Source organism: Nonomuraea terrae (assembly GCF_004348995.1).
GTDB classification, from domain to species: domain Bacteria; phylum Actinomycetota; class Actinomycetes; order Streptosporangiales; family Streptosporangiaceae; genus Nonomuraea; species Nonomuraea terrae.
The window spans coordinates 131295-148883 of record NZ_SMKQ01000001.1 but is presented as its reverse complement, the minus strand read 5'-3'; the positions used below and the strand labels follow the sequence as shown (position 1 = coordinate 148883).

Below are 17589 nucleotides of genomic sequence, written 5' to 3'. Positions count from 1 at the left end.
TCCCCCTCGTGGTCAATGGCCTGGTCCCTTGATCTTGACCGCCGGGGGACGCGCTCAGGCGGCAGGCTCGCCGCTCAGCGCGGCCATCACTTTCCGCGCGAACCTGTGCATATGCGGATCGAGGCCCTCGATCGGCTCGTCGAGGACCTCCGGCAACGCCACCCACCTGACCGCGGAGAACTCGTCCCGGTCGAAGGAGGTGACCGCCTCGACGTCCACGACGTACCAGAGGGACACGTCCGTGTGCGAGCGCGGGCCGCGGGTCGGCGTCACGGTGATGAAGTACGGACGGTCTCCCGCCACGGCGGACGGCACGGCGGGGACGTGCAGCTCCTCCTGGCATTCGCGGACGACGGTCTGCCACGGGGACTCCCCCGGCTCGACGTGGCCGCCGCTCGGCAGCCAGAGGCCGGCCTTGCGGTGCGCGACGAGCAGCACCTCCTCGCGCGGGCTGAGGGCGACGAAGTAGCTCACCAGGTGAGGGTCGGGGGTGTCGGGCTCCCGCGTGCGGTAGAGGGGCGCGCCGCCGGCCGCCCACGCCGACGCCCGTGCGGCGTGGGCGGCCTCCTGCTCGTCCCAGGGGACGATCTCGTCGATCCGCCGTACGAGATCGTCCCTTTCGATGTCCGGAACGTCAGCCCCTATGGTGTGCTCCATGACCTCAAGTCTGAGGCTCGCCCCCATCTCCCGAGCCAACATCGACCGCGCCATCGCCGTACGGGTCCGGCCCGACCAGGAGCGATTCGTCTCGCCGGTGGTGAAGTCGCTCGCCGAGGCGTACGTGCACCCCGAGGCGTGGCCCCGCCTCGTCCTCGACGGCGACACCCCCGTGGGCTTCCTCATGGCGTTCATCGACATCGACTGGGACGACAAGGGCGTCGACTTCCGTTCCGGCCTGTGGCGGCTGAACGTGACCCCCGAGGCCCAGGGGCGCGGTGTCGGCCGTTTCGCCGTCGAGTCCGTCGCCGCCGAGCTGCGCAGGCGCGGCGCGACCCGGATGTACGTCACCTGGGAGCCCGGCGACGACGGCCCCGAGGGCTTCTACCGCAAGCTCGGCTTCCACCTCACGGGTGAGATCAGCGGCGGCCAGACGGTCGGGGTGCTCGACCTGGTGTGAGGGCCGGTCAGCGGTCGAAGGAGAGGGCGGCCGGGGACGACAGGACGCCTTCGTCCATGAGGCCGCCGTCCCACGTGGTGGTCAGGCGGGTGATCTCGCCGGCCTTGCCGAGCTCCAGGGCCACGACCCCGCGCGGGACGGTGTGGCCGTCGGCCTTCCACTCGTAGCCGCCTCCCTGTTCGCCGCCCACGACGTGGCGCACGGATGCGCCGGTGCCGTACGGCAGTTCGCGCAGGGCGCGGCCGAGGTAGCGGCCGATCGCGGCCCGCCCCTGGATCGTGGTGCGCAGCGTGAGGTCCTCGAACACGGCGCCGGCCGAGAACAGCCGGGCGGCGGCCTCGGCGTTCCCGGCGGCGAACGCGGCGTTCAGGTTCCGGGAGACGGCCGTGATCCGGTCGGAGGCGCGTGGGCCATGGTGGCGCGGACGTCGTGCCTGCTCTTCGCCGTGAAGTACGAGCGGAAGAAGGAGGCGGCCTGCTTGGTGGCGTGGGAGGCGTCGGCGACGTCCTGGTACGCCTGCGAGGCGGCGTGCGCCGTCCCCACCGGGCTCAGCACCACGAGCGCCGCCACGAAGGCCAGCGCTGCCCTCATGCTCTTGTCCATGATCATCTTTTGTCTCGACCGTTTTATGCGACGGTCTCGATGAGGACCATGTCGCCCGCCTCCGCCACCCGCGTGCGGCGCAGCCCCGCGCGTGCGAAGAGGGCGTCGTACTCGGCGAGGTCGCGCTCCCGGCCGCCCGCCATGACGAGCATGTTGACGTCCATCACGGGGGCGAGGCCCGGGGTGCCGATGGGGCCGACCAGGAGCTCCACGATCGCGACCCGCCCGCCCGGGTTGAGCGACCTGCGGCAGTTGGACAGGATGCGGACGCAGTCGTCGTCGTTCCAGTCGTGCAGGATGTGGCGCAGCAGGTAGAGATCGCCGGCGGGGACCTCCTCGAAGAAGTCGCCGCCCACGACGCCGAAGCGGTCCGCCAGGCCGTCCGCCGCGGCCGCCTCCATCGCGGACGGCACGATGTCCGGCCGGTCGAGCACGATGCCGTTGACGTTCGGGTTCTCGCGCATGAAGGCGCGGAGCAGCGAGCCGTTCGCCCCGCCCACGTCGACGGCCACACCCACTCCCCGCGCGTCGATCTGGCGGGCCACCTCGTCATTGGCCATCGCGGTGAGGTTCACCATCGCCAGGGTGAAGTCGTGGGCCTCCTTCGGGTGGGTCGCCATGTAGTCCCACACCTCGCTGCCGTACACGGCCGGGCCCTGCGGCTTCCCGGTGCGCACGGCATCGGGAAGCCTGCCCCAGGGCAGCCAGTGGCCGGGGGCCGTCAGGGACAGCGTGAGGTGGTGCAGGGAGTGGGGGCTGTCCGGGTGGAGCGTGGCCAGCAAACTCGTGGCGGCGAAGTGCACACCGTCCTCAGAGGTCAACAGGCCCAATGACGCACACGTGCGCAGCAGCCGCCGGGTGGCGTCGGAGTCGGCGGACTCCGCCGCGGCGACGGCCTCGGCGGTCGTACGCCCCGCCGCCACGTGCTCGGCCAGGTTCAACTCCGCGGCGGCGTGCACCACCTGGCTCACCCAGTAACCGGTGACCATGCCCATCATGCGCTCGTACTCCGCCTGCATGGGAACCGCCGGCGACCGACCTGCCGTCATGACATCTCTCCTCATCGTCATCAAAAAAACGGAACTCTTAGTTCCGTTTCGACGGTAGCATGGCTTTGGACGACTGAACCGGGAAAAATACGCAAAGTGAACAAGGGCGATCGCATCTCCCAGGGCAACGTCCAGGCGGGGGCGCCGAAGCTCCGCAAGGACGCCGAGCGCAACCGGCGGCGCATCATCGAGGCGACCCGCGAGGTCATCGCCGAGCTGGGCGTGCACGCCCCCGTCGACGAGATCGCCAAGCGCGCGGGCGTCGGCGTCGGCACCCTCTACCGGCGCTTTCCCGACCGTACCGAGCTGATCGAGACCGTCTTCCTCGAACGCGCCCAGCGCTACCTCGACACCGCACGCGAGGCCCTCCGGCACGAGGACGCCTGGGAGGGGTTCCGCACCTACCTCGAACGGCTCTGCGCCATGCAGGCCGAGGACCGGGTGGTGACCGACGTCCTGACCCTCAACCTGCCCGACTCGCCGCGCCTGGTCGAGCTGCGCTACCGGATCCACTCGACCCAGAACCGGCTGATCCGCGCCGCCAAGCAGCAGGGCGCGCTCCGGGCCGACTTCACCCCCGAGGACGTGGTCCTGCTGCTCGTCGCGCACGCCGCCATCGTGCAGTCGCTCGGCGACGAGGCGCCGGAGAGCTCCCCGCGCTTCCTGGCCCTGGCTCTCGACGCGCTGCGCCCCGACGGCGCCGCCCCGCTGCCCTCCGCGCCCCGGCCGGACCGGCTCGTCAAGGCCATGCAGCGGCCCCCTGTGGTCGTCCGCCGCCGTCCGGGCGGAACGCCGTAGGCGGCTCGTGTGTTGCAAGGGTTCATGACGGCCAGTACGTGACCTGACCGCGAAGTGAGAGGAACACCAGTGAGCAGTGTGATCATCATCGGGGGCACTTCGGGCATCGGATTGGAGCTGGCGAAGGAGTACGCCGCCAGAGGCCGGTCCGTCGTGGTGACCGGCCGCGACCGATCGCGGGCCGAGAAGGCCGCGGCCGAGGTGGATGCCGTCGCGCGCGGGGGCGCCGACGGGAACGTTCCACGGGCCCGCGGTCTCGCCGTCGACCTGAGCCGCCCGCAGGAGGTCGCCGCCGCCCTGGAGGGCGTCGGCCCGGTCGACCGGCTCGCCCTCGCCGCCATCGAGCGTGACCTCAACTCCATCAAGGACTACGACGTGGACCGGGCGATCCGGCTCACCACGCTCAAGCTGGTGGGTTACCACGCGGTGGTGAGCGCGCTGCTGCCGCGGTTCACGCCCGAGAGCTCGGTGCTGGTGTTCGGCGGGGTGGCGAAGGACCTCCCGTACCCGGGGTCCACGACGGTGTCGACGATCAACGCCGGTGTCCTGGGCATGACCAGGACACTCTCCGTCGAGCTGGCCCCGGTCCGGGTCAACTCCCTGCACCCGGGCATCGTCGGCGACTCGCCGTTCTGGCGGGACAAGACCGACCAACTGGCGCAGGTGCGCAGCCGCTCGCTGACCGACCGGCTGCCCACCACGGCGGAGGTCGTGGACGCGTCCGTCTTCCTGCTGGAGAACCGGGCGGTGAACGGCGTCGACCTCCGGCTCGACGGCGGCACGCGCGAGAAGTGAGCCACCGGCCCGTCACCGAGCCCCGGTGACGGGCCCTCCATCGGGGTACGGTGACGAAATACGCACATTGTGCGACCGTGGTTCCGACCAGTGATCTGGTGATAGCGATGCCCACGACCACCACCCGCGTCAACCACCCGTTCTTCGCGAGCGTGTGGCCCCTGCTCAGCCGTGTCATGGGACGCGGCGGCATGGACGAGCACCGCAAGGCGCTGCTGGCCGGCCTGAGCGGGAACGTCGTCGAGATCGGAGCGGGTCACGGCGTCATGTTCGCCCACTACCCGCCCGCGGTCACCCGGGTGCTGGCGGTCGAGCCCGAGCCCCACCTGCGCCGGCGCGCCGCCGAGGCCGCGGCGCGGGCGCCGGTGCCGGTCGAGGTCGTCGACGCCGTGGCCGACCATCTGCCGGCCACCGACCAGAGCATGGACGCGGCGGTGTTCGCGCTGGTGCTGTGCTCGGTGCCGGATCCCGCCGCGGCGCTGGCCGAGGCGCGGCGCGTGCTCAAGCCGGGCGGCGAGCTGCGCTTCCTGGAGCACGGCCGCGCCGACACCCCGGGGCTGGTACACGTCCAGCAGATGATGGACGCCACCTTCTGGCCGCGCCTGGCGGGCGGCTGCCACACCGGCCGCGACATCGTGGCCGAGGTGGAGCGGGCCGGCTTCGCCATCCGTACGCTGGAGCGCTACCAGTTCCCGTTCGGCGGCACGCCGTTCTCCTTCCACATGCGCGGCACCGCCACCCGCCCCTGAGCCGCGCACACAAGCGGAGCGGGCGCCCCCGTCGAAGAGGCGCCCGCCCGGTTCTCCCCCGCTTCCCGCCTCCCTCACTGAGGCGGGAAGGTGTGATCAGTTGTAGGAGCGGTAGCCGCCCCAGCCGTAGTGGTTGCTCCAGCCGTAGCCGCCCTTGAACCGGATGTCCTGGACGTCCTGCGGGAAGATGATCGGGCTGCCCTTGTCGAAGAAGCCCTTCGTGGAGTAGCGGTTGAAGTGGTACCACTTGCCGTGCCGCTTGTAGTAGACGTCGAAGTACGTGAACCCGCGGTCACGGCGGTCACGGTCCCACAGCTTGAAGTCCAGCCAGTAGTGGCCGCCCTTACGGCCCCACTGATAGGCGATGCGGCCGTCGTGGCCGCCGGTGTTGAAGTACTTCCAGCCGGCCGAGAAGGACTGGGCCGAGGCGGCGACAGGGGCGCTCGCCGTGGTGGCCGTCGCGGCGGAGGCAGCCGGAGCCGCGAATATCCCCGTGGCCAGGGCACCGGCGAGGGCGGTGCCGACGAGCAGCTTGCGAACGTTTCGCACAGTTTCCTCCAGTGAGAGGGCGTCCTCGGGACGAGAACGCCGGTTTCCCCGTACCGGACACGTGTTCCGGACAACGCTCACGTTAGGGAGGACAGGCGATCAGTTCTGTGGCCAAATACGCATAACCCGCCGAACGTGCATTACTCCACAGAACGGGCCGTGGAGGGGCAGAGCGTCACAGCGTGGCCCGTGGCGCTGAGCAGGTTTTCGGCGGAGGAGAGCAGGTCCATCAGCTCGGGCCGGGTGAGCGAGTAGAACGACTGGCGCCCCTCGGCGCGGTAATCGACCAGGCCGCAGTCACGCAGGCAGGCCAGGTGCTTGGAGACCGTCGACTGGGCCAGCCCGAGCTCGCCGGTCAGGTCCACGACCCTGGCCTCGCCCCGGGCCAGCCGTTGCACGATGCGCAGCCGGGTCTCGTCGGCCAGCGAGTGGAACAGCGCCGCCGCCGGCGACAGACCGGCCGCGATGCCGGCGGTGACGCAACGCTCTGAATCAATCGCCATATGGCGATGGTATCCCGTCGCGGGGCGCAGGAGCTTTGGGGGCAGCGACGGACTCTCCGTGGCAATTCGTCGGCCAAACCTCACTCCGGCATTCACATCACCAACGGCCAATCAATGAAATCTTGCGTGACCTTCCGGGCAACCGGGCCTTCATGTTCTCGATTTCGCCCGAGAGCGCTACTACGATCAAGGTTTCGCTAGCCATTGTTCGCGTATTACCTAGGAAAACCCTGCTCAATGCCTATATAACGGCAAGTTGCCTAAAAGGTGACTATTGGCTTTTTCGGTGGATTAGGCCAGCCGATCATCCGCTGATCTGGTCCGACTAGATATTTCCGGAGAAGTAGTGGCTGTTCGTGTTGGGGGTGACCGCCAGGTCAGGCGGCAGGTGGTGCACCGCAGGCCCCGGATGGCTGTCCAGCCGCTCGGCCTGGCCGGCATCGACCTGATCTGCATGGCGTTCACCGCGGCCGTCGCCGGGCAGGAAGCGCTGCGCATCGGGCTCGCGGCCGTCCTCGTCGTGGCCTTCGGCTGCGTCGGCCACGTCTACGCTGCGCGGATCCTGCCCTCAACCCTGGATCGCGGTTTCTGGCTCACCGGAGCCGGGGCGGCCGCCGCGCTCGCCGCGTTCTGGCCGGCGACGCTCACCGTGGTGGGGCTGAGCGCGGCGCTCTTCACCGTCTGCGCCCTCTGCCTGCGCAGCGTCCTGTACTTCCTGGTACGCAGGGCCCGCATGAACGGCAGGTCGGCCCCCGCCGTGGTGATCGGCGCCGGCCCGCACGCGCACAAACTGGCCGCCACCCTGCTCGCCCACCCCGAGTACGGCCTCCTCCCCCTGGGCTTCCTCGACGAGGCCGCCGGAGACAGGCCGCTCCTGCCCGTCCTCGGCGGTCCCGCCGACACGGGCGCCGTCATCCGGGCCCACGACGTACGGGCGGTGGTCGTCACCGGGCAGGGGCACCCGTCGGTCGCGAGGACGGCGCGGGCCCTCGGCTGCCAGGTGTTCCTCGCCCCCGAGCCGGGCGAGCCGGTCGCCGACTTCGTCAGCCTGCGCGAGCACGTACGCGGTTTCCCGCTGGTCCGCATGCGCGCCGAGGCGCAGCACAGCCTGGCCTGGCCACTCAAGCGGGCGATCGACGTCGCGCTGGCCCTGACCGGGCTGATCGTCAGCGCGCCGATCCTGGCGGTCTGCGCGTTGCTGGTCCGCTGGGAGACCGGCCCCGGCCTGCTGTTCAAGCAGCGGCGGGTGGGCTACCTCGGCGAGCCGATCGAGCTGGTCAAGCTCCGCACGCTGAAGCCCGTGGACGCGCACGAGTCGGAGACCCTGTGGAGCATCGCCCACGACGCCCGGGTGGGGCCGGTCGGCAGGATGCTCCGCCGGACGTCGTTCGACGAGCTTCCCCAGCTGTGGAACGTTCTCAAGGGCGACATGAGCGTCATCGGGCCACGGCCGGAGCGCCCGTACTTCGTGGAGGAGTTCTCCAGGACCGTCCCCGGCTACGAGCTGCGGCACCGGATGCCGGTGGGGATCACCGGATGGGCCCAGATCCACGGGCTGCGCGGGGACACCTCGATCGAGGACCGTGCCCGCTTCGACAACCACTACATCGACGGGTGGAGCCTCCGTACCGACCTCAAGATCATCTTGCTGACGGTGTGGTCGATGCTCCGGCCGGGCGGGAGCTAGCCATGGGGGCTCTGCGTGGGCGGCCCAGTCTGGCGGCCGCCGTCACGGTGCTGCTCGCCTGCCTCCCGGCGGGCGGGGCGGACGCGCCCGCCGGCGTGGACGTCACGGCGTCGGACGTGGCCTCGGTGCTGCTGGTCGCGATCGCGGCCGTCGTCCTGTTCACGACCAGCCGGGCCCTCTCGCCCGGCCTCGGGCGCGGGACGGGCGGCTGGGCGGGCCGGGGGGTGCTGCCGGTGCGGGCCGTCGTGCTCGCTCCCGTCGCGGGGGCGGCCGCGCTCGCGCTGCTGGCCTCACCCGACACGCTGGTGAGCCTGCCGGGGTTCGTACGCTTCCTCCAGGTGTTCGTGCTGGTCCCGCTGGCCGTCCTGGTGACCGTACGGGACCGGGCGGACGTCATGATCGTCGGCGGGGCGCTCGTCGGGGCGGCGACGTTGCAGGGAGTGATCGGCTGCGTCCAGGTCCTCACCGGCACCGGCGCAGCCTACGGAGGCGAGCGGGTACGCGCCGTCGGCACCTTCGGCGCCCCCGACGTCATGGCGATGGCGACCATGGTCAGCTACGGGATCGTCATCCTGCTGGGCGCCGGCCTGACCCAGCGCGGCAGGGCGCGTGTTCTCACGCTGGCGGGCGCGGGCCTGCTCTGCGTGCCGCTCGCGCTCTCGCTCAGCCGCGGCTGCTGGATCGCCGTGCTGGGCGCGGCCCTGGTGGTGGTCTTCCTGCGCAGCCGGGTGCTCGCCGCCCGGGTCGTCCTCGTCGTGGCGGCGGCCGCGGTGCTCGCCTTCGCGACCGGCACCGGGTCCGACCTGATGGACCGGCGGCTGGCCTCGATCGCCTCCGCCGTCAGCGACCCCGACCAGTCGGTGAGCGACCGCTACAGCCTCTGGCTCGCCGCCACCCGCATGTGGGCGGAACATCCGGCGACCGGGGTCGGCCCGCGCAGGTTCGGTGAGCTGCGCGACACCTACGCCCCGATCGAGCTGTCCTCCGGCAGCGACACCGACGACCCGGTGCACGGATACCAGCGCCGGCCGCTGCTGTCGCCGCACAACATGTACCTGCTGACCCTCAGCGAGCAGGGGCTGTTCGGGCTGGGCGCGTTCGTGGCGTTCCTGGGCTCCCTGACCTGGTGGGCCCTGCGCGGCGGCGTGCTGGTCGCGGCCGGGCTGCTGACCTGCCAGACCATCAGCTTCGCGTACGGCGACATCGGCGGCCCCTCGACGACGGTCATGTCCGTCGCGCTCGGACTGGCCCTGGCGCTCGTCGCCGGCCGCCGCGAGACGACCGCCCCGGTCGAGGCGGCCACGCCGGTGGGGGCGGCGCGATGACGGCAGCCACGTCGGCCACGGTGAAGGCGGTCAGCATCACCGCCGTGCTGACCGGGATCGGCTCGCTGCTCGGGTTCGTCCGCGACCTGCTGCTCGGCATGCTGTTCGGGGCGGACGCCGGCACCGACGCCTTCCTCGTCGCCTGGACGATCCCGGAGACGGCCGCGCCCCTGCTCATCGAGGGCGCGATGGCGTTCGTGCTGGTGCCGCTGTTCAGCCGGTGGATCGAGCTGGGTCACGACGTGCGGGAGCTGGTCTCCGCGACGCTGCCGTACCTGTGTCTGGGGCTCGTGGCGCTGAGCGCGCTGACCGCCGCCGCGGCGCCGTGGCTGGTGGGCGTGCTGGCCCCCGGCATCCCGCGGCCCGAGCTGGCCGTCGACTGCATGCGGGTGGCCTCGGTGACGATCCTGACGTTCGGGCTGGCCGGCTATCTCAGCGCCGCGTTGCGGTCCCACCAGTCGTTCACCGCGCCGGCCGCGATCTACGTGGCGTACAACGTGGGGATCGTCGCCTGCGTGGTCGCCCTGCGGGAGCAGGGCGCGTACGCCGCCGCGGTCGGGGTGGCCGCGGGCGGCCTCGGCATGGTGCTCGTCCAGGCGCCGGCCTTCCTGCGGCGCTTCGGGGCCCCGCGCGGGACCGCGCGGCGGGTGCCGCTGCCGGTGCTGGCGTTCCTGCCGGTCGCGGTCTTCACGCTGGCCCGCCAGTGCCAGGTCTTCGTCGAACGCTTCGTCGGATCGTCGCTGCCCGAAGGCTCGATCTCGCACCTCAACTACGCCCAGAAGATCGCCCAGGTGCCGATGGTGCTGTCGCTGATCGTGGCGACCGTGAGCTTCCCGCAGCTGGCCCGGGCCATCAGCGCCGGGGACGACGGGCGGGCGCGCCGCCGGATGACGCGGGACCTGGTCGCCGCCTCGGCGATCGTGCTCCCGGCCGCCGCGGTCCTGATCGTCTGCGCTCCCGACCTCGTCGCCGTCCTGCTGCAGTACGGCGCCTTCACCGCGGCCGACACCGAGGCCACCGCGCAGATCATGCGCGTGTATTCGCTGGGCCTGCTCGGTCAGGCCGTCGTCGGGGCCGTGAGCCGGGCGTACTTCTGCCGGGCCGGCTCGTACTGGTACCCGACGGCCGCGATGGCCGCGGGCCTGGCCGTGACGGTCGTGCTGGCCCGCCCCTCCTGGGGCACCACGGGGATCGCCGCGGCCAACGCGGCCGGGATCACGCTCACCGCCCTGCTGCTGGTCGCCGGGCTGCGGCGGCGGGTCATCACCCTGCCGCCGCGCGCGGTCGCCCGGCCGATCGGTGGCCTGCTCCTGGCCGCCACGGCCGCCGCCGGAGCCGGCTGGGCGGTGCGGGCGCCGGCCGCGGACCTGCCCGAGCTGGTCCGCCTCACCGTGACCGGCGCCGCCATCGCCGCCGTCTTCTGCGCCGTCGTGGTGGCGACGCGGGCCGTGACGGCGCTCACCGACGACACCCCGACCAGGATGCGAGGCCGCGCGTGACCGCCATGCCGTACGTGCTCATGTACCACTCCGTGGAGAAGTGCGACAGCGACCCGCTGCACATCACGGTCTCCCCCGCCCGCTTCGCCCAGCAGCTGCGCTGGCTGGCCGACCGGAGGCTGACCGGCGTGTCGATGCGCGAGCTGCTGCGCGCCCGGGCGGCGGGGAACGCGGGCGGCCTGGTCGGGCTCACCTTCGACGACGGGTACGCCGACTTCATCGGCGAGGTCGTGCCCGTCCTGCTCCGGCTGCGGTTCACGGCGACGGTCTTCGTGGTCTCCGGCCTGCTCGGCGAGCTCAACGTCTGGGACGCCGGCGCCCCGCGCAAGGCGCTCATGGACGCCGAGGGCATGCGCTGGGCGGCCATGCAGGGCATGGAGGTCGGCTCCCACTCGGCCGGCCACCGGTCGCTGACCGGGCTGAGCGACGCCGACCTGCGGCACGAGGTGGCCGACAGCAAGAAGGCGCTGGAGGACGTCCTCGGCCTGGAGGTCAGCGGGTTCTGCTACCCGTACGGGCACGTCGCCGAGCGCGAGGCGGAGGCCGTGCGCCGGGCGGGCTACTCCTACGCCTGCGCGATCTGGAGGTCGCCGGTCACCGGCACGCACGCACTGCCGCGTACGTACGTCGGCGAGCGGGACGGCGCGCTGCGGCTGTGGGCGAAGCGGGCGCGGCACCGGGTGCGGTGGGCACGGTGAAGGTCCTGCACGTCATCACCGGGCTGGCGGCCGGCGGCGCGGAGCAGCAGCTGCGCTCGCTCCTGCCGCACCTGCGGGCGAGCTGCGAGGTCGCGGTGCTCACCGGGCACGGCGCGCTGGCGGAGGCCATCGAACGCGCCGGCGTGCCCGTGCACCACGTCGGCATGCGCGGCAACCGCGACGTGCGCGCCGTCGGCCGGCTGGCCCGGCTGATGCGCGGGCGCCGCTACGACGTGGTGCACACCCATCTCTACCGCGCCTGCGTGTACGGCAGGCTGGCCGCGCGGCTGGCGAACGTCCCGGCGATCGTGGCCACCGAGCACTCCATCGGCCACCGGCACATCGAGGGCCGCCGCCTCACCCGCCCCGTCAGGGCGCTCTACCTGGCCAGCGAGCGGCTCGGGCACCGCACGGTGGCCGTCTCGCCGTCGGTGGTGGAGCGGCTGGCGGCGTGGGGCGTCCCGCGCCGGCGCATGGTCGTCATCCCGAACGGCCTCGACGGCGCCGCGTACCGTTTCGACGCCGGGCTGCGCCGGAGCGCCCGGGAGCGGCTGGGCCTGGCGGAGGACGCGTTCGTGGTGGGCGGGGTCGGCCGCCTGGAGCCGGTCAAGCGCTTCGACCGGCTGGTCGCGGCGATGCCGTCGCTCGGCCGCGCGACCCTGCTCCTGGTCGGCTCCGGCACGTGCGAGGCACGGCTGCGGGACCAGGCCCGCGCGCTGGGGGTCGACCGGCGGGTGGTCTTCGCGGGCGAGTCGCTCGACGTGCGGGCCCTGTTGTCGGCGATGGACGTGCTGGTCGCGCCCTCGGCGGAGGAGACGTTCGGCCTCGCCGTGGTGGAGGCGCTCGCCAGCGGCCTGCCGGTCCTGTACGACTCCTGCCCGGCCGTCGACGACCTGCCGCCGGGCTCGGCCCCGGGTGCGCGGCGCGTCCCGCCACACCTGCTGGCCGCGGAGCTGTCCGCGCTCGCCGCAAGCCCGCCCGCCAGGCTGGCCCCGCCCGACGCCGTCCGCTTCTACGACGTCCGCCGCCAGGCGGAGCAACTGGAGTCGCTCTATCTGCGCCTGCTGGGCGCCTCACCCACGGAGAAGGAACGATGACGTTGACCCGGATCACCGGCCGGCTCTCGCGATGGTGGCTCGTGCTGTCCCTGACGGTGGGGGCGCTGGGCGGCCTGGCGTACGCCATGGCGAGGGACGCCGTCTACGCCGCGGACGCCTACGTCGTGGTGTCGGGGGTCGACCCGGTGCAGGCGGCCCACTTCGCCACCGCGTACGCCAGGATCGCCGGCCACCCCGGCCTGCTCACCACCGACCAGGCCGAGCAGGACGCGCTCAGCGTGGCGGCCTCGCCCGACGCCCCGCTGGTGCGGCTGACGTCCGAGGCGCCCACCGGGTCGGAGGCGGCCGAGCGCGCCAACAGCGCCGCCGCCGCGCTGATCAGGTACGCCAACACCCACGCCACTGACACCCGCGTCCGGCTCGCGTCCTTCGCCGAGGCGCTGGCCCCGTCCCGCCCCTCTTCCCCGATCCCGCTGGTGAGCATGGCCGCGGGAGGCTGCGCGGCCGCGCTGGTGACCGGTCTCGTCCGGCTGGCCGGGCCGTTCGCCCGCCGTGAGCCGGCGGCCGTGCTGAGGGGAGCGCACGCGTGACCGGCACCACCTCGCGGACCTCAAGAGCCCGGCTGGCGGTGCAGGTCATCACCAAGGGCGAGGACCTGGCCGCGCTGTCGGCGGAGTGGGCCGACCTGTACGCCCGCAGCTCGGCCGCCACGCCGTTCCAGTCGTACGGCTGGCTGTGCTCCTGGTGGCGGGTCTACGGCGTTTCGGGGCGGCTGCGCGTGTTCCTGGCCCGCCGGGACGGCCGCCTGGTGGCGGCGGCGCCGTTCCGGCTGGAGCACCGGATGGGCTGCCGGGTGCTCACCCCCGTCGGCGGGGAGCAGTCGGACTTCACCGACATCGTGGTGGACGACGCCGAGGACGACGCCGGCCTGCTCGAACTGCGCGCCGGCCTGCTGGCCCAGCCCGGCTGGGACGTCATCGACGTGCCCGAGGCGCGGCCCGGCGCGGCGATCCGCCGCCTGGCCGAGCTCTGGGACGGCCGGTCCTGGACGCTGCCCGCCTCCACCTGCCTGCAGTTGCCCGGACGCCCGGTCGACCAGGTGCTCGCCGGGCTGAAGGCGAGCCGGGCGCGCCGGCTGCGCTCGGCGCTGCGCAAGCTCGACACCCTCGACCTGTCGGTGACGCCCGTCGGGGCCGACCGGGCCGAGCACACGATGGCCGAGTTGGTGCGCCTGCACGCCCTGCAGTGGGAGAGCCGGCCCATCAACACCCACCACACGCACCCGCGTTTCCGCGAGCACCTCACCCGGGCCGCGCAGTCGATGGTGGCGGACGGCCACGCCGCCCTGGCCGAGTTCCGGATCGGCGGGCGGCTGCTGGCCTGCGACTTCACGGTGATCGGCAAGGATTTCGTGGGCGGCTACCTGTACGGCGCCCACCCCGACCTGCGGGCCGAGGCCGATGTCCTGATGATGCTGCTGCGGCAGAACCTGACGATGGCCCACCGGCTCGGCAAGCCGGTGCTCAGCCTGCTGCGCGGCGACGAGCCGTACAAGGCGAAGTGGGAGTGCGAGGCCGTCGCCAACCAGCGGGTGCTGCTCGGCCGCGGCGTGCGCGCCGCCGCCTACGCGGCCACCGCCCGGATGCGCGCGGCCGGCCGCGACCTGGTGAAGCGGCGCTGCCCGCGCCTCGTGCAGAAGGTCGCGTCATGGCGGTGACACCGAGAGTTCTGCACGTCACGCAGCCGGTGGACGGGGGGGTGGGCGCGTACGTCGCCACGGCCGTCGCCGACCAGGCCCGGCGCGGCTGGCCGGTGGCGGTCGCCTGCCCGCGCACCGGCCCGCTGGCCCGCGAGCTGGACGCGCTCGGCGTGCCGCACCTGGACTGGACGGCCCGGCGCGCGCCCGGGATCGGCGACGCCGCCCAGGCCGCGCGGTTGTGGCAGATCGTCCGCCTCTTCCGCCCGGACGTCGTGCACCTGCACTCGTCCAAGGCCGGGCTGACCGGCAGGCTGGCGGTCAGGGGCCGGGTGCCGACGCTGTTCCAGCCGCACGGCTGGTCGTGGCTGGCCGTACGCGGCGCCGCCGCCCGCGCGGCCCTCGGCTGGGAACGGCTGGCGGCCCGCTGGACGGACAAGATCGTCTGCGTCGGCGCGGACGAGGCCGCCCTGGCCCGGCGCCACGGCCTGCGTGGCGACCTCGTCGTGGTCCGCAACGGCGTGGACCTGCGCCGCTTCCGCCCCGCCGGCGAGCGGGAGCGGGCGGCGGCCCGCGCCCGCCACGGCATCGCCGGCGAGACGCCGCTCGCCGTCTGCGTCGGCCGGGTCACCCGCCAGAAGGGCCAGGACCTGCTGCTGTCGGCATGGGAGCGGGTCGCCGCCCGCAACGGGCTGGCCCGGCTGGCGGTCGTCGGCGACGGCCCGCTGCTCGGCGCGCTGCGTTCACGCGCCGTGCCCCGGGTTCACTTCGCCGGCCCCTCCTCCGACGTCGCCTCCTGGTACGCCGCGGCCGACGTGGTGGTGCTGCCGTCGCGCTGGGAGGGGCTGCCGCTCACCGCGCTGGAGGCACTCGCCTCGGGCAGGTCGCTGGTCGCCTCCGCGGTGCCCGGGCTGGCCGAGCTGGTGACCTCCGGCGTCGGCGCGGCCGTCTCCCCAGGGGACGGCGCGGCGCTGGCCGAGGCGCTGCTGATGCGGCTGGAGCAGCCCGCGCTGGCCGCCGCCGAGGGCGTGGCCGCCGCGTCGCTGGCCTCCGGGTTCGACGTGTCGGAGGCGCTGGACTCGCTCTCGGGGCACACGCTGGGCGTCGCCACCGGATCGGGATCGGGCGCGGGCGCCGCGGTCTGCTCGGGTGACGGCTCGACCCACAGCCGCCGGCGGAACTCCTCCGCCGAACGCGGGTTCGACGGGCACTGCCAGACGCCATGGGGACAGTAGTCGGTGATCGAGTGATACGCCACGTTGTGACGCTCGATCCAGTCGAGCATGTCGCGGACGAACTCGGGACGGTCGCCGTAGCGGAACAAGCCCCACTCCGGGAAGGAGATGGGCTTGCCCCGCTCGGCGGCGAACTCGGCCTGCGCCCGCAGCCCGTACGGCTGGTTGACGTAGTCGGAGAAGTCGTCGCCCGGGCCCTGGTCGTAGGTGTCCATGCCGATGATGTCGACGACGTCGTCGCCCGGGTAGCACTCCGTCCACGGGATCGCGTCGTGCCCGCGGCTGGGCGCGAAGTCGAAGCGGAACTGCTGGCCGGGTGTGGCGCGCATGGTCGCCACGATGCGCCGCCAGTACTCCTTCCACGCCGGCGGGTTCGGCGCGCACCTGCTGGAGTACGTGGTGCCGTTCATCTCCCAGCCGAGCACGATGATCGTGTCGGCCCCGCCGCCGGCGACGAGCCTGTGGGCCAGCTCGGCGAAGAGACGGTCGCGCACGCCACTCGCTCCCGCCGCGAGCTCCCGCGACACCGCGTAGTCGGGCATCCCCACCTCGTTGGGGGCGACCATCGGCACGTTCAGCGCCAGGACCCGGCCTGGAGCCGCGGCCTTCCAGCGCAGCCAGGGATCGAGGACGAACGCGGGGCCCTGGACCGACTCCCAGCGCTCGCCCGGCAGATACGTGCGCCCCACCGTCACCTCGCGGCTCAGCCACGACTCGAACCCGGGCAGATCGCGCGTCCCGCGCTCGTCGGAGGCGAGGAAGACGCCCACCGCCGGCCCGGATCCGGCGTCCCGCGCGCGGCCCTCCTGCTCGTCGAAGCCGAGCCATTCACCGAAACCGAGCCATGCCGCTGCCACCGCCGCCGTGACGGCAGCAATGGCAATGTGCAGGACAATCCTCGCTCTCGCCACCGCACACCCCCCATCGCTGCGTTTTCCTCATTGCCTACACCGGGTGCGACGGCTGCCGGGATATCCGACTCGCGAATTGCCCGATCCATAGAATTCCGCGAAGGAGCAGAACGTAAAACCATGCTCGATTGCACCGTCCCGGCGCTCGTACTGCGGCTGGACTCCAATATGTTTCACCACGGGACGCTCGGCGCCATTCGCTCGCTCGGCAGGGCGGGAGTGGAGGTGCACGGGCTGGTCCCCCACGGCGGCGAACCGGCCGCCCGGTCCCGATATCTGGCCCGCGTGCACACCTGGCCGCGCGACCTGGACGTCGTCGGCGCGCTGCGGGAGGTGGCCGGCCGCATCGGGCGCCGGGCGGTGCTGCTGGCGCTGGACGACGCGGGCGCCATCGCCGTCGCCGAGCACGCGGCCGAGCTGCGGCCGTACTACCTGCTGCCCGAGCAGGAGCCGGGGCTGCCGCGGACGCTGGCGGACAAGCGGCTGCTGGCCGAGCTCTGTGCCGGGCTGGGGATCGCCCAGCCGGAGACCCGGCTGATCACCGGCGAACGCGACGCCACGGCCGCCGTCGCCGACTTCGGGCTGCCGCTGGTCGCCAAGTGGGCCCAGCCGTGGCTGCTGCCGCCCGGTCTCGGGCTGCGCAACACCACGCTCGTCGGGCACCCACGCCAGGTGGTGCGCCTGCTGCGCCACGTACGCGGCCGTGACCTGCTCTTCCAGCGGTACGTGCGGGGCGGTCCCGACTGCGACTGGTTCTTCCACGGCTACTTCGACGAGCACGCGCAGAGCCTGTACGACGGCGCCGGGCGCAAGGAGCGCGCCTACCCGAAGGGCGCGGGGCTCACGACGTACGGGCGCTGGCTGCGCAACCCGGAGGTCGAGCGCACGGCCCACGAGCTGGCCGCCAAGGTCGGCTACCGGGGCGTCCTCGACATCGACTTCCGCTACGACGCGGCCGAGGACGTCTACTACCTGCTCGACTGCAACCCCAGGCTCGGCGCCCAGTTCCGGCTGTTCACCGACGGCGGCGGCCTGGACCTGGTCCGGGCCGCGCACCTGCACCTGACCGGCCGCTGGACGCCGCGCGGACCTGCGGCGCACGGCCGGACGTACGCGGTGGAGAACTACGACCTGTTCACCGGGGGCCCGAAGGCCCTGCGGGCGCTGGCCACGGCCGACGAGCTGGCCTGGCTGGCGGCCGACGATCCCCACCCGTTCGCGGCCATGGCCGGGCAGACGACAAAGCGCGTTCTCGCCCGGCTCACCCGCTCCCGGAAATAGCACTGTGGAGGAGAATTGCGTACTCCGATCATCGAC

At 72.9% G+C, this 17589-nt stretch carries 19 protein-coding genes and 1 pseudogene; 13 read left to right on the top strand and 7 right to left on the bottom strand.

Annotated elements, in window-relative coordinates; genetic code table 11:
* Positions 1 to 54 precede the first annotated feature (54 nt).
* Positions 55 to 657, bottom strand: a complete 603-nt coding sequence (locus E1286_RS00790; RefSeq protein ID WP_132608101.1) for an NUDIX domain-containing protein — start codon at positions 655 to 657, stop codon at positions 55 to 57.
* Here E1286_RS00790 and E1286_RS00785 point away from each other — a divergent pair.
* Positions 656 to 1117, top strand: coding sequence for a GNAT family N-acetyltransferase (locus E1286_RS00785; RefSeq protein ID WP_132608099.1), 462 nt, complete (start codon positions 656 to 658; stop codon positions 1115 to 1117). The genes E1286_RS00790 and E1286_RS00785 overlap by 2 nt on opposite strands.
* Before the next feature lie 7 nt (positions 1118 to 1124).
* On the opposite strand, the gene E1286_RS00780 is transcribed toward E1286_RS00785, so the two are convergent.
* From E1286_RS00780 to E1286_RS00770, 3 genes are read right to left on the bottom strand one after another with little or no spacing between them, the layout of a single operon-like run.
* Positions 1125 to 1442, bottom strand: a complete 318-nt coding sequence (locus tag E1286_RS00780; RefSeq protein WP_246074281.1) for a hypothetical protein — start codon at positions 1440 to 1442, stop codon at positions 1125 to 1127.
* A 41-nt stretch (positions 1443 to 1483) separates the two neighbouring features.
* Complete coding sequence (locus tag E1286_RS00775; RefSeq protein ID WP_132608095.1) at positions 1484 to 1708, bottom strand: hypothetical protein; 225 nt, start codon at positions 1706 to 1708, stop codon at positions 1484 to 1486.
* Between the two features lie 35 nt (positions 1709 to 1743).
* Positions 1744 to 2769, bottom strand: a complete 1026-nt coding sequence (locus E1286_RS00770; RefSeq protein ID WP_223189405.1) for a methyltransferase — start codon at positions 2767 to 2769, stop codon at positions 1744 to 1746.
* A 96-nt stretch (positions 2770 to 2865) separates the two neighbouring features.
* Between E1286_RS00770 and E1286_RS00765 the strand changes: the two genes are divergently transcribed.
* From E1286_RS00765 to E1286_RS00755, 3 genes are all read left to right on the top strand, one after another.
* Positions 2866 to 3567: a TetR/AcrR family transcriptional regulator gene (locus tag E1286_RS00765; protein ID WP_165969502.1), complete on the top strand. Its 702-nt coding sequence runs from the start codon at positions 2866 to 2868 to the stop codon at positions 3565 to 3567.
* A gap of 69 nt (positions 3568 to 3636) precedes the next feature.
* Positions 3637 to 4362 carry an SDR family oxidoreductase gene (locus E1286_RS00760; RefSeq protein ID WP_132608089.1) on the top strand — a complete coding sequence of 242 codons (726 nt, stop codon included), beginning with the start codon at positions 3637 to 3639 and terminating at the stop codon, positions 4360 to 4362.
* Between the two features lie 107 nt (positions 4363 to 4469).
* Positions 4470 to 5111, top strand: coding sequence for a class I SAM-dependent methyltransferase (locus tag E1286_RS00755; protein WP_132608087.1), 642 nt, complete (start codon positions 4470 to 4472; stop codon positions 5109 to 5111).
* 96 nt (positions 5112 to 5207) lie between these two features.
* Here the strand turns inward: E1286_RS00755 and E1286_RS00750 are convergent, their stop codons facing one another.
* Together E1286_RS00750 and E1286_RS00745 are read right to left on the bottom strand one after the other, a co-directional pair.
* Positions 5208 to 5660, bottom strand: coding sequence for a hypothetical protein (locus tag E1286_RS00750; RefSeq protein WP_132608085.1), 453 nt, complete (start codon positions 5658 to 5660; stop codon positions 5208 to 5210).
* Between the two features lie 140 nt (positions 5661 to 5800).
* The gene (locus E1286_RS00745; RefSeq protein ID WP_132608083.1) at positions 5801 to 6163 is read right to left on the bottom strand and encodes an ArsR/SmtB family transcription factor; all 363 of its coding nucleotides are present in this window, start codon (positions 6161 to 6163) and stop codon (positions 5801 to 5803) included.
* A gap of 346 nt (positions 6164 to 6509) precedes the next feature.
* Between E1286_RS00745 and E1286_RS00740 the strand changes: the two genes are divergently transcribed.
* The 8 genes from E1286_RS00740 to E1286_RS00705 are packed head-to-tail and all read left to right on the top strand — an operon-like array spanning position 6510 to position 15361.
* Positions 6510 to 7850 carry a sugar transferase gene (locus tag E1286_RS00740; protein WP_132608081.1) on the top strand — a complete coding sequence of 447 codons (1341 nt, stop codon included), beginning with the start codon at positions 6510 to 6512 and terminating at the stop codon, positions 7848 to 7850.
* Positions 7851 to 7852: 2 nt separating this feature from the next.
* The gene (locus E1286_RS00735) at positions 7853 to 9175 is read left to right on the top strand and encodes an O-antigen ligase family protein (RefSeq protein WP_132608079.1); all 1323 of its coding nucleotides are present in this window, start codon (positions 7853 to 7855) and stop codon (positions 9173 to 9175) included.
* Positions 9172 to 10674, top strand: coding sequence for a lipid II flippase MurJ (locus tag E1286_RS00730; protein WP_132608077.1), 1503 nt, complete (start codon positions 9172 to 9174; stop codon positions 10672 to 10674). The genes E1286_RS00735 and E1286_RS00730 overlap by 4 nt, the downstream gene beginning before the upstream one ends.
* 5 nt (positions 10675 to 10679) lie before the next feature.
* Positions 10680 to 11372 carry a polysaccharide deacetylase family protein gene (locus E1286_RS00725; RefSeq protein WP_132608173.1) on the top strand — a complete coding sequence of 231 codons (693 nt, stop codon included), beginning with the start codon at positions 10680 to 10682 and terminating at the stop codon, positions 11370 to 11372.
* Positions 11369 to 12469: a glycosyltransferase gene (locus tag E1286_RS00720; protein WP_132608075.1), complete on the top strand. Its 1101-nt coding sequence runs from the start codon at positions 11369 to 11371 to the stop codon at positions 12467 to 12469. The genes E1286_RS00725 and E1286_RS00720 overlap by 4 nt, the downstream gene beginning before the upstream one ends.
* Positions 12466 to 13020 carry a YveK family protein gene (locus E1286_RS00715; protein WP_132608073.1) on the top strand — a complete coding sequence of 185 codons (555 nt, stop codon included), beginning with the start codon at positions 12466 to 12468 and terminating at the stop codon, positions 13018 to 13020. The genes E1286_RS00720 and E1286_RS00715 overlap by 4 nt, the downstream gene beginning before the upstream one ends.
* Positions 13017 to 14147, top strand: a complete 1131-nt coding sequence (locus E1286_RS00710; RefSeq protein WP_132608071.1) for a GNAT family N-acetyltransferase — start codon at positions 13017 to 13019, stop codon at positions 14145 to 14147. Before E1286_RS00715 ends, E1286_RS00710 begins: the two co-directional genes overlap by 4 nt.
* Entirely contained in the window at positions 14138 to 15361 is a 1224-nt protein-coding gene (locus E1286_RS00705; RefSeq protein ID WP_132608069.1) for a glycosyltransferase, read from the top strand. The genes E1286_RS00710 and E1286_RS00705 overlap by 10 nt, the downstream gene beginning before the upstream one ends.
* A 197-nt stretch (positions 15362 to 15558) precedes the next feature.
* Here the strand turns inward: E1286_RS00705 and E1286_RS51090 are convergent.
* Positions 15559 to 15771: pseudogene (locus E1286_RS51090) on the bottom strand (glycosyl hydrolase); the annotation flags it as partial.
* A 621-nt stretch (positions 15772 to 16392) separates the two neighbouring features.
* Between E1286_RS51090 and E1286_RS00695 the strand changes: the two are divergent.
* Positions 16393 to 17553 carry a carboxylate--amine ligase gene (locus E1286_RS00695; protein ID WP_132608067.1) on the top strand — a complete coding sequence of 387 codons (1161 nt, stop codon included), beginning with the start codon at positions 16393 to 16395 and terminating at the stop codon, positions 17551 to 17553.
* Positions 17554 to 17589: the final 36 nt, after the last annotated feature.

What these genes read in the sequence shown, in the direction of transcription:
- E1286_RS00730 (WP_132608077.1), top strand. Translation starts at nt 9,172, where the DNA reads ATGACGGCAGCCACGTCGGCCACGGTGAAGGCGGTCAGCATCACCGCC.
- E1286_RS00725 (WP_132608173.1), top strand. Translation starts at nt 10,680, where the DNA reads ATGCCGTACGTGCTCATGTACCACTCCGTGGAGAAGTGCGACAGCGAC.
- E1286_RS00785 (WP_132608099.1), top strand. Translation starts at nt 656, where the DNA reads ATGACCTCAAGTCTGAGGCTCGCCCCCATCTCCCGAGCCAACATCGAC.
- E1286_RS00770 (WP_223189405.1), bottom strand. Translation starts at nt 2,769, where the DNA reads ATGACGGCAGGTCGGTCGCCGGCGGTTCCCATGCAGGCGGAGTACGAG.
- E1286_RS00775 (WP_132608095.1), bottom strand. Translation starts at nt 1,708, where the DNA reads ATGAGGGCAGCGCTGGCCTTCGTGGCGGCGCTCGTGGTGCTGAGCCCG.
- E1286_RS00790 (WP_132608101.1), bottom strand. Translation starts at nt 657, where the DNA reads ATGGAGCACACCATAGGGGCTGACGTTCCGGACATCGAAAGGGACGAT.
- E1286_RS00715 (WP_132608073.1), top strand. Translation starts at nt 12,466, where the DNA reads ATGACGTTGACCCGGATCACCGGCCGGCTCTCGCGATGGTGGCTCGTG.
- E1286_RS00745 (WP_132608083.1), bottom strand. Translation starts at nt 6,163, where the DNA reads ATGGCGATTGATTCAGAGCGTTGCGTCACCGCCGGCATCGCGGCCGGT.
- E1286_RS00695 (WP_132608067.1), top strand. Translation starts at nt 16,393, where the DNA reads ATGCTCGATTGCACCGTCCCGGCGCTCGTACTGCGGCTGGACTCCAAT.
- E1286_RS00735 (WP_132608079.1), top strand. Translation starts at nt 7,853, where the DNA reads ATGGGGGCTCTGCGTGGGCGGCCCAGTCTGGCGGCCGCCGTCACGGTG.
- E1286_RS00705 (WP_132608069.1), top strand. Translation starts at nt 14,138, where the DNA reads ATGGCGGTGACACCGAGAGTTCTGCACGTCACGCAGCCGGTGGACGGG.
- E1286_RS00755 (WP_132608087.1), top strand. Translation starts at nt 4,470, where the DNA reads ATGCCCACGACCACCACCCGCGTCAACCACCCGTTCTTCGCGAGCGTG.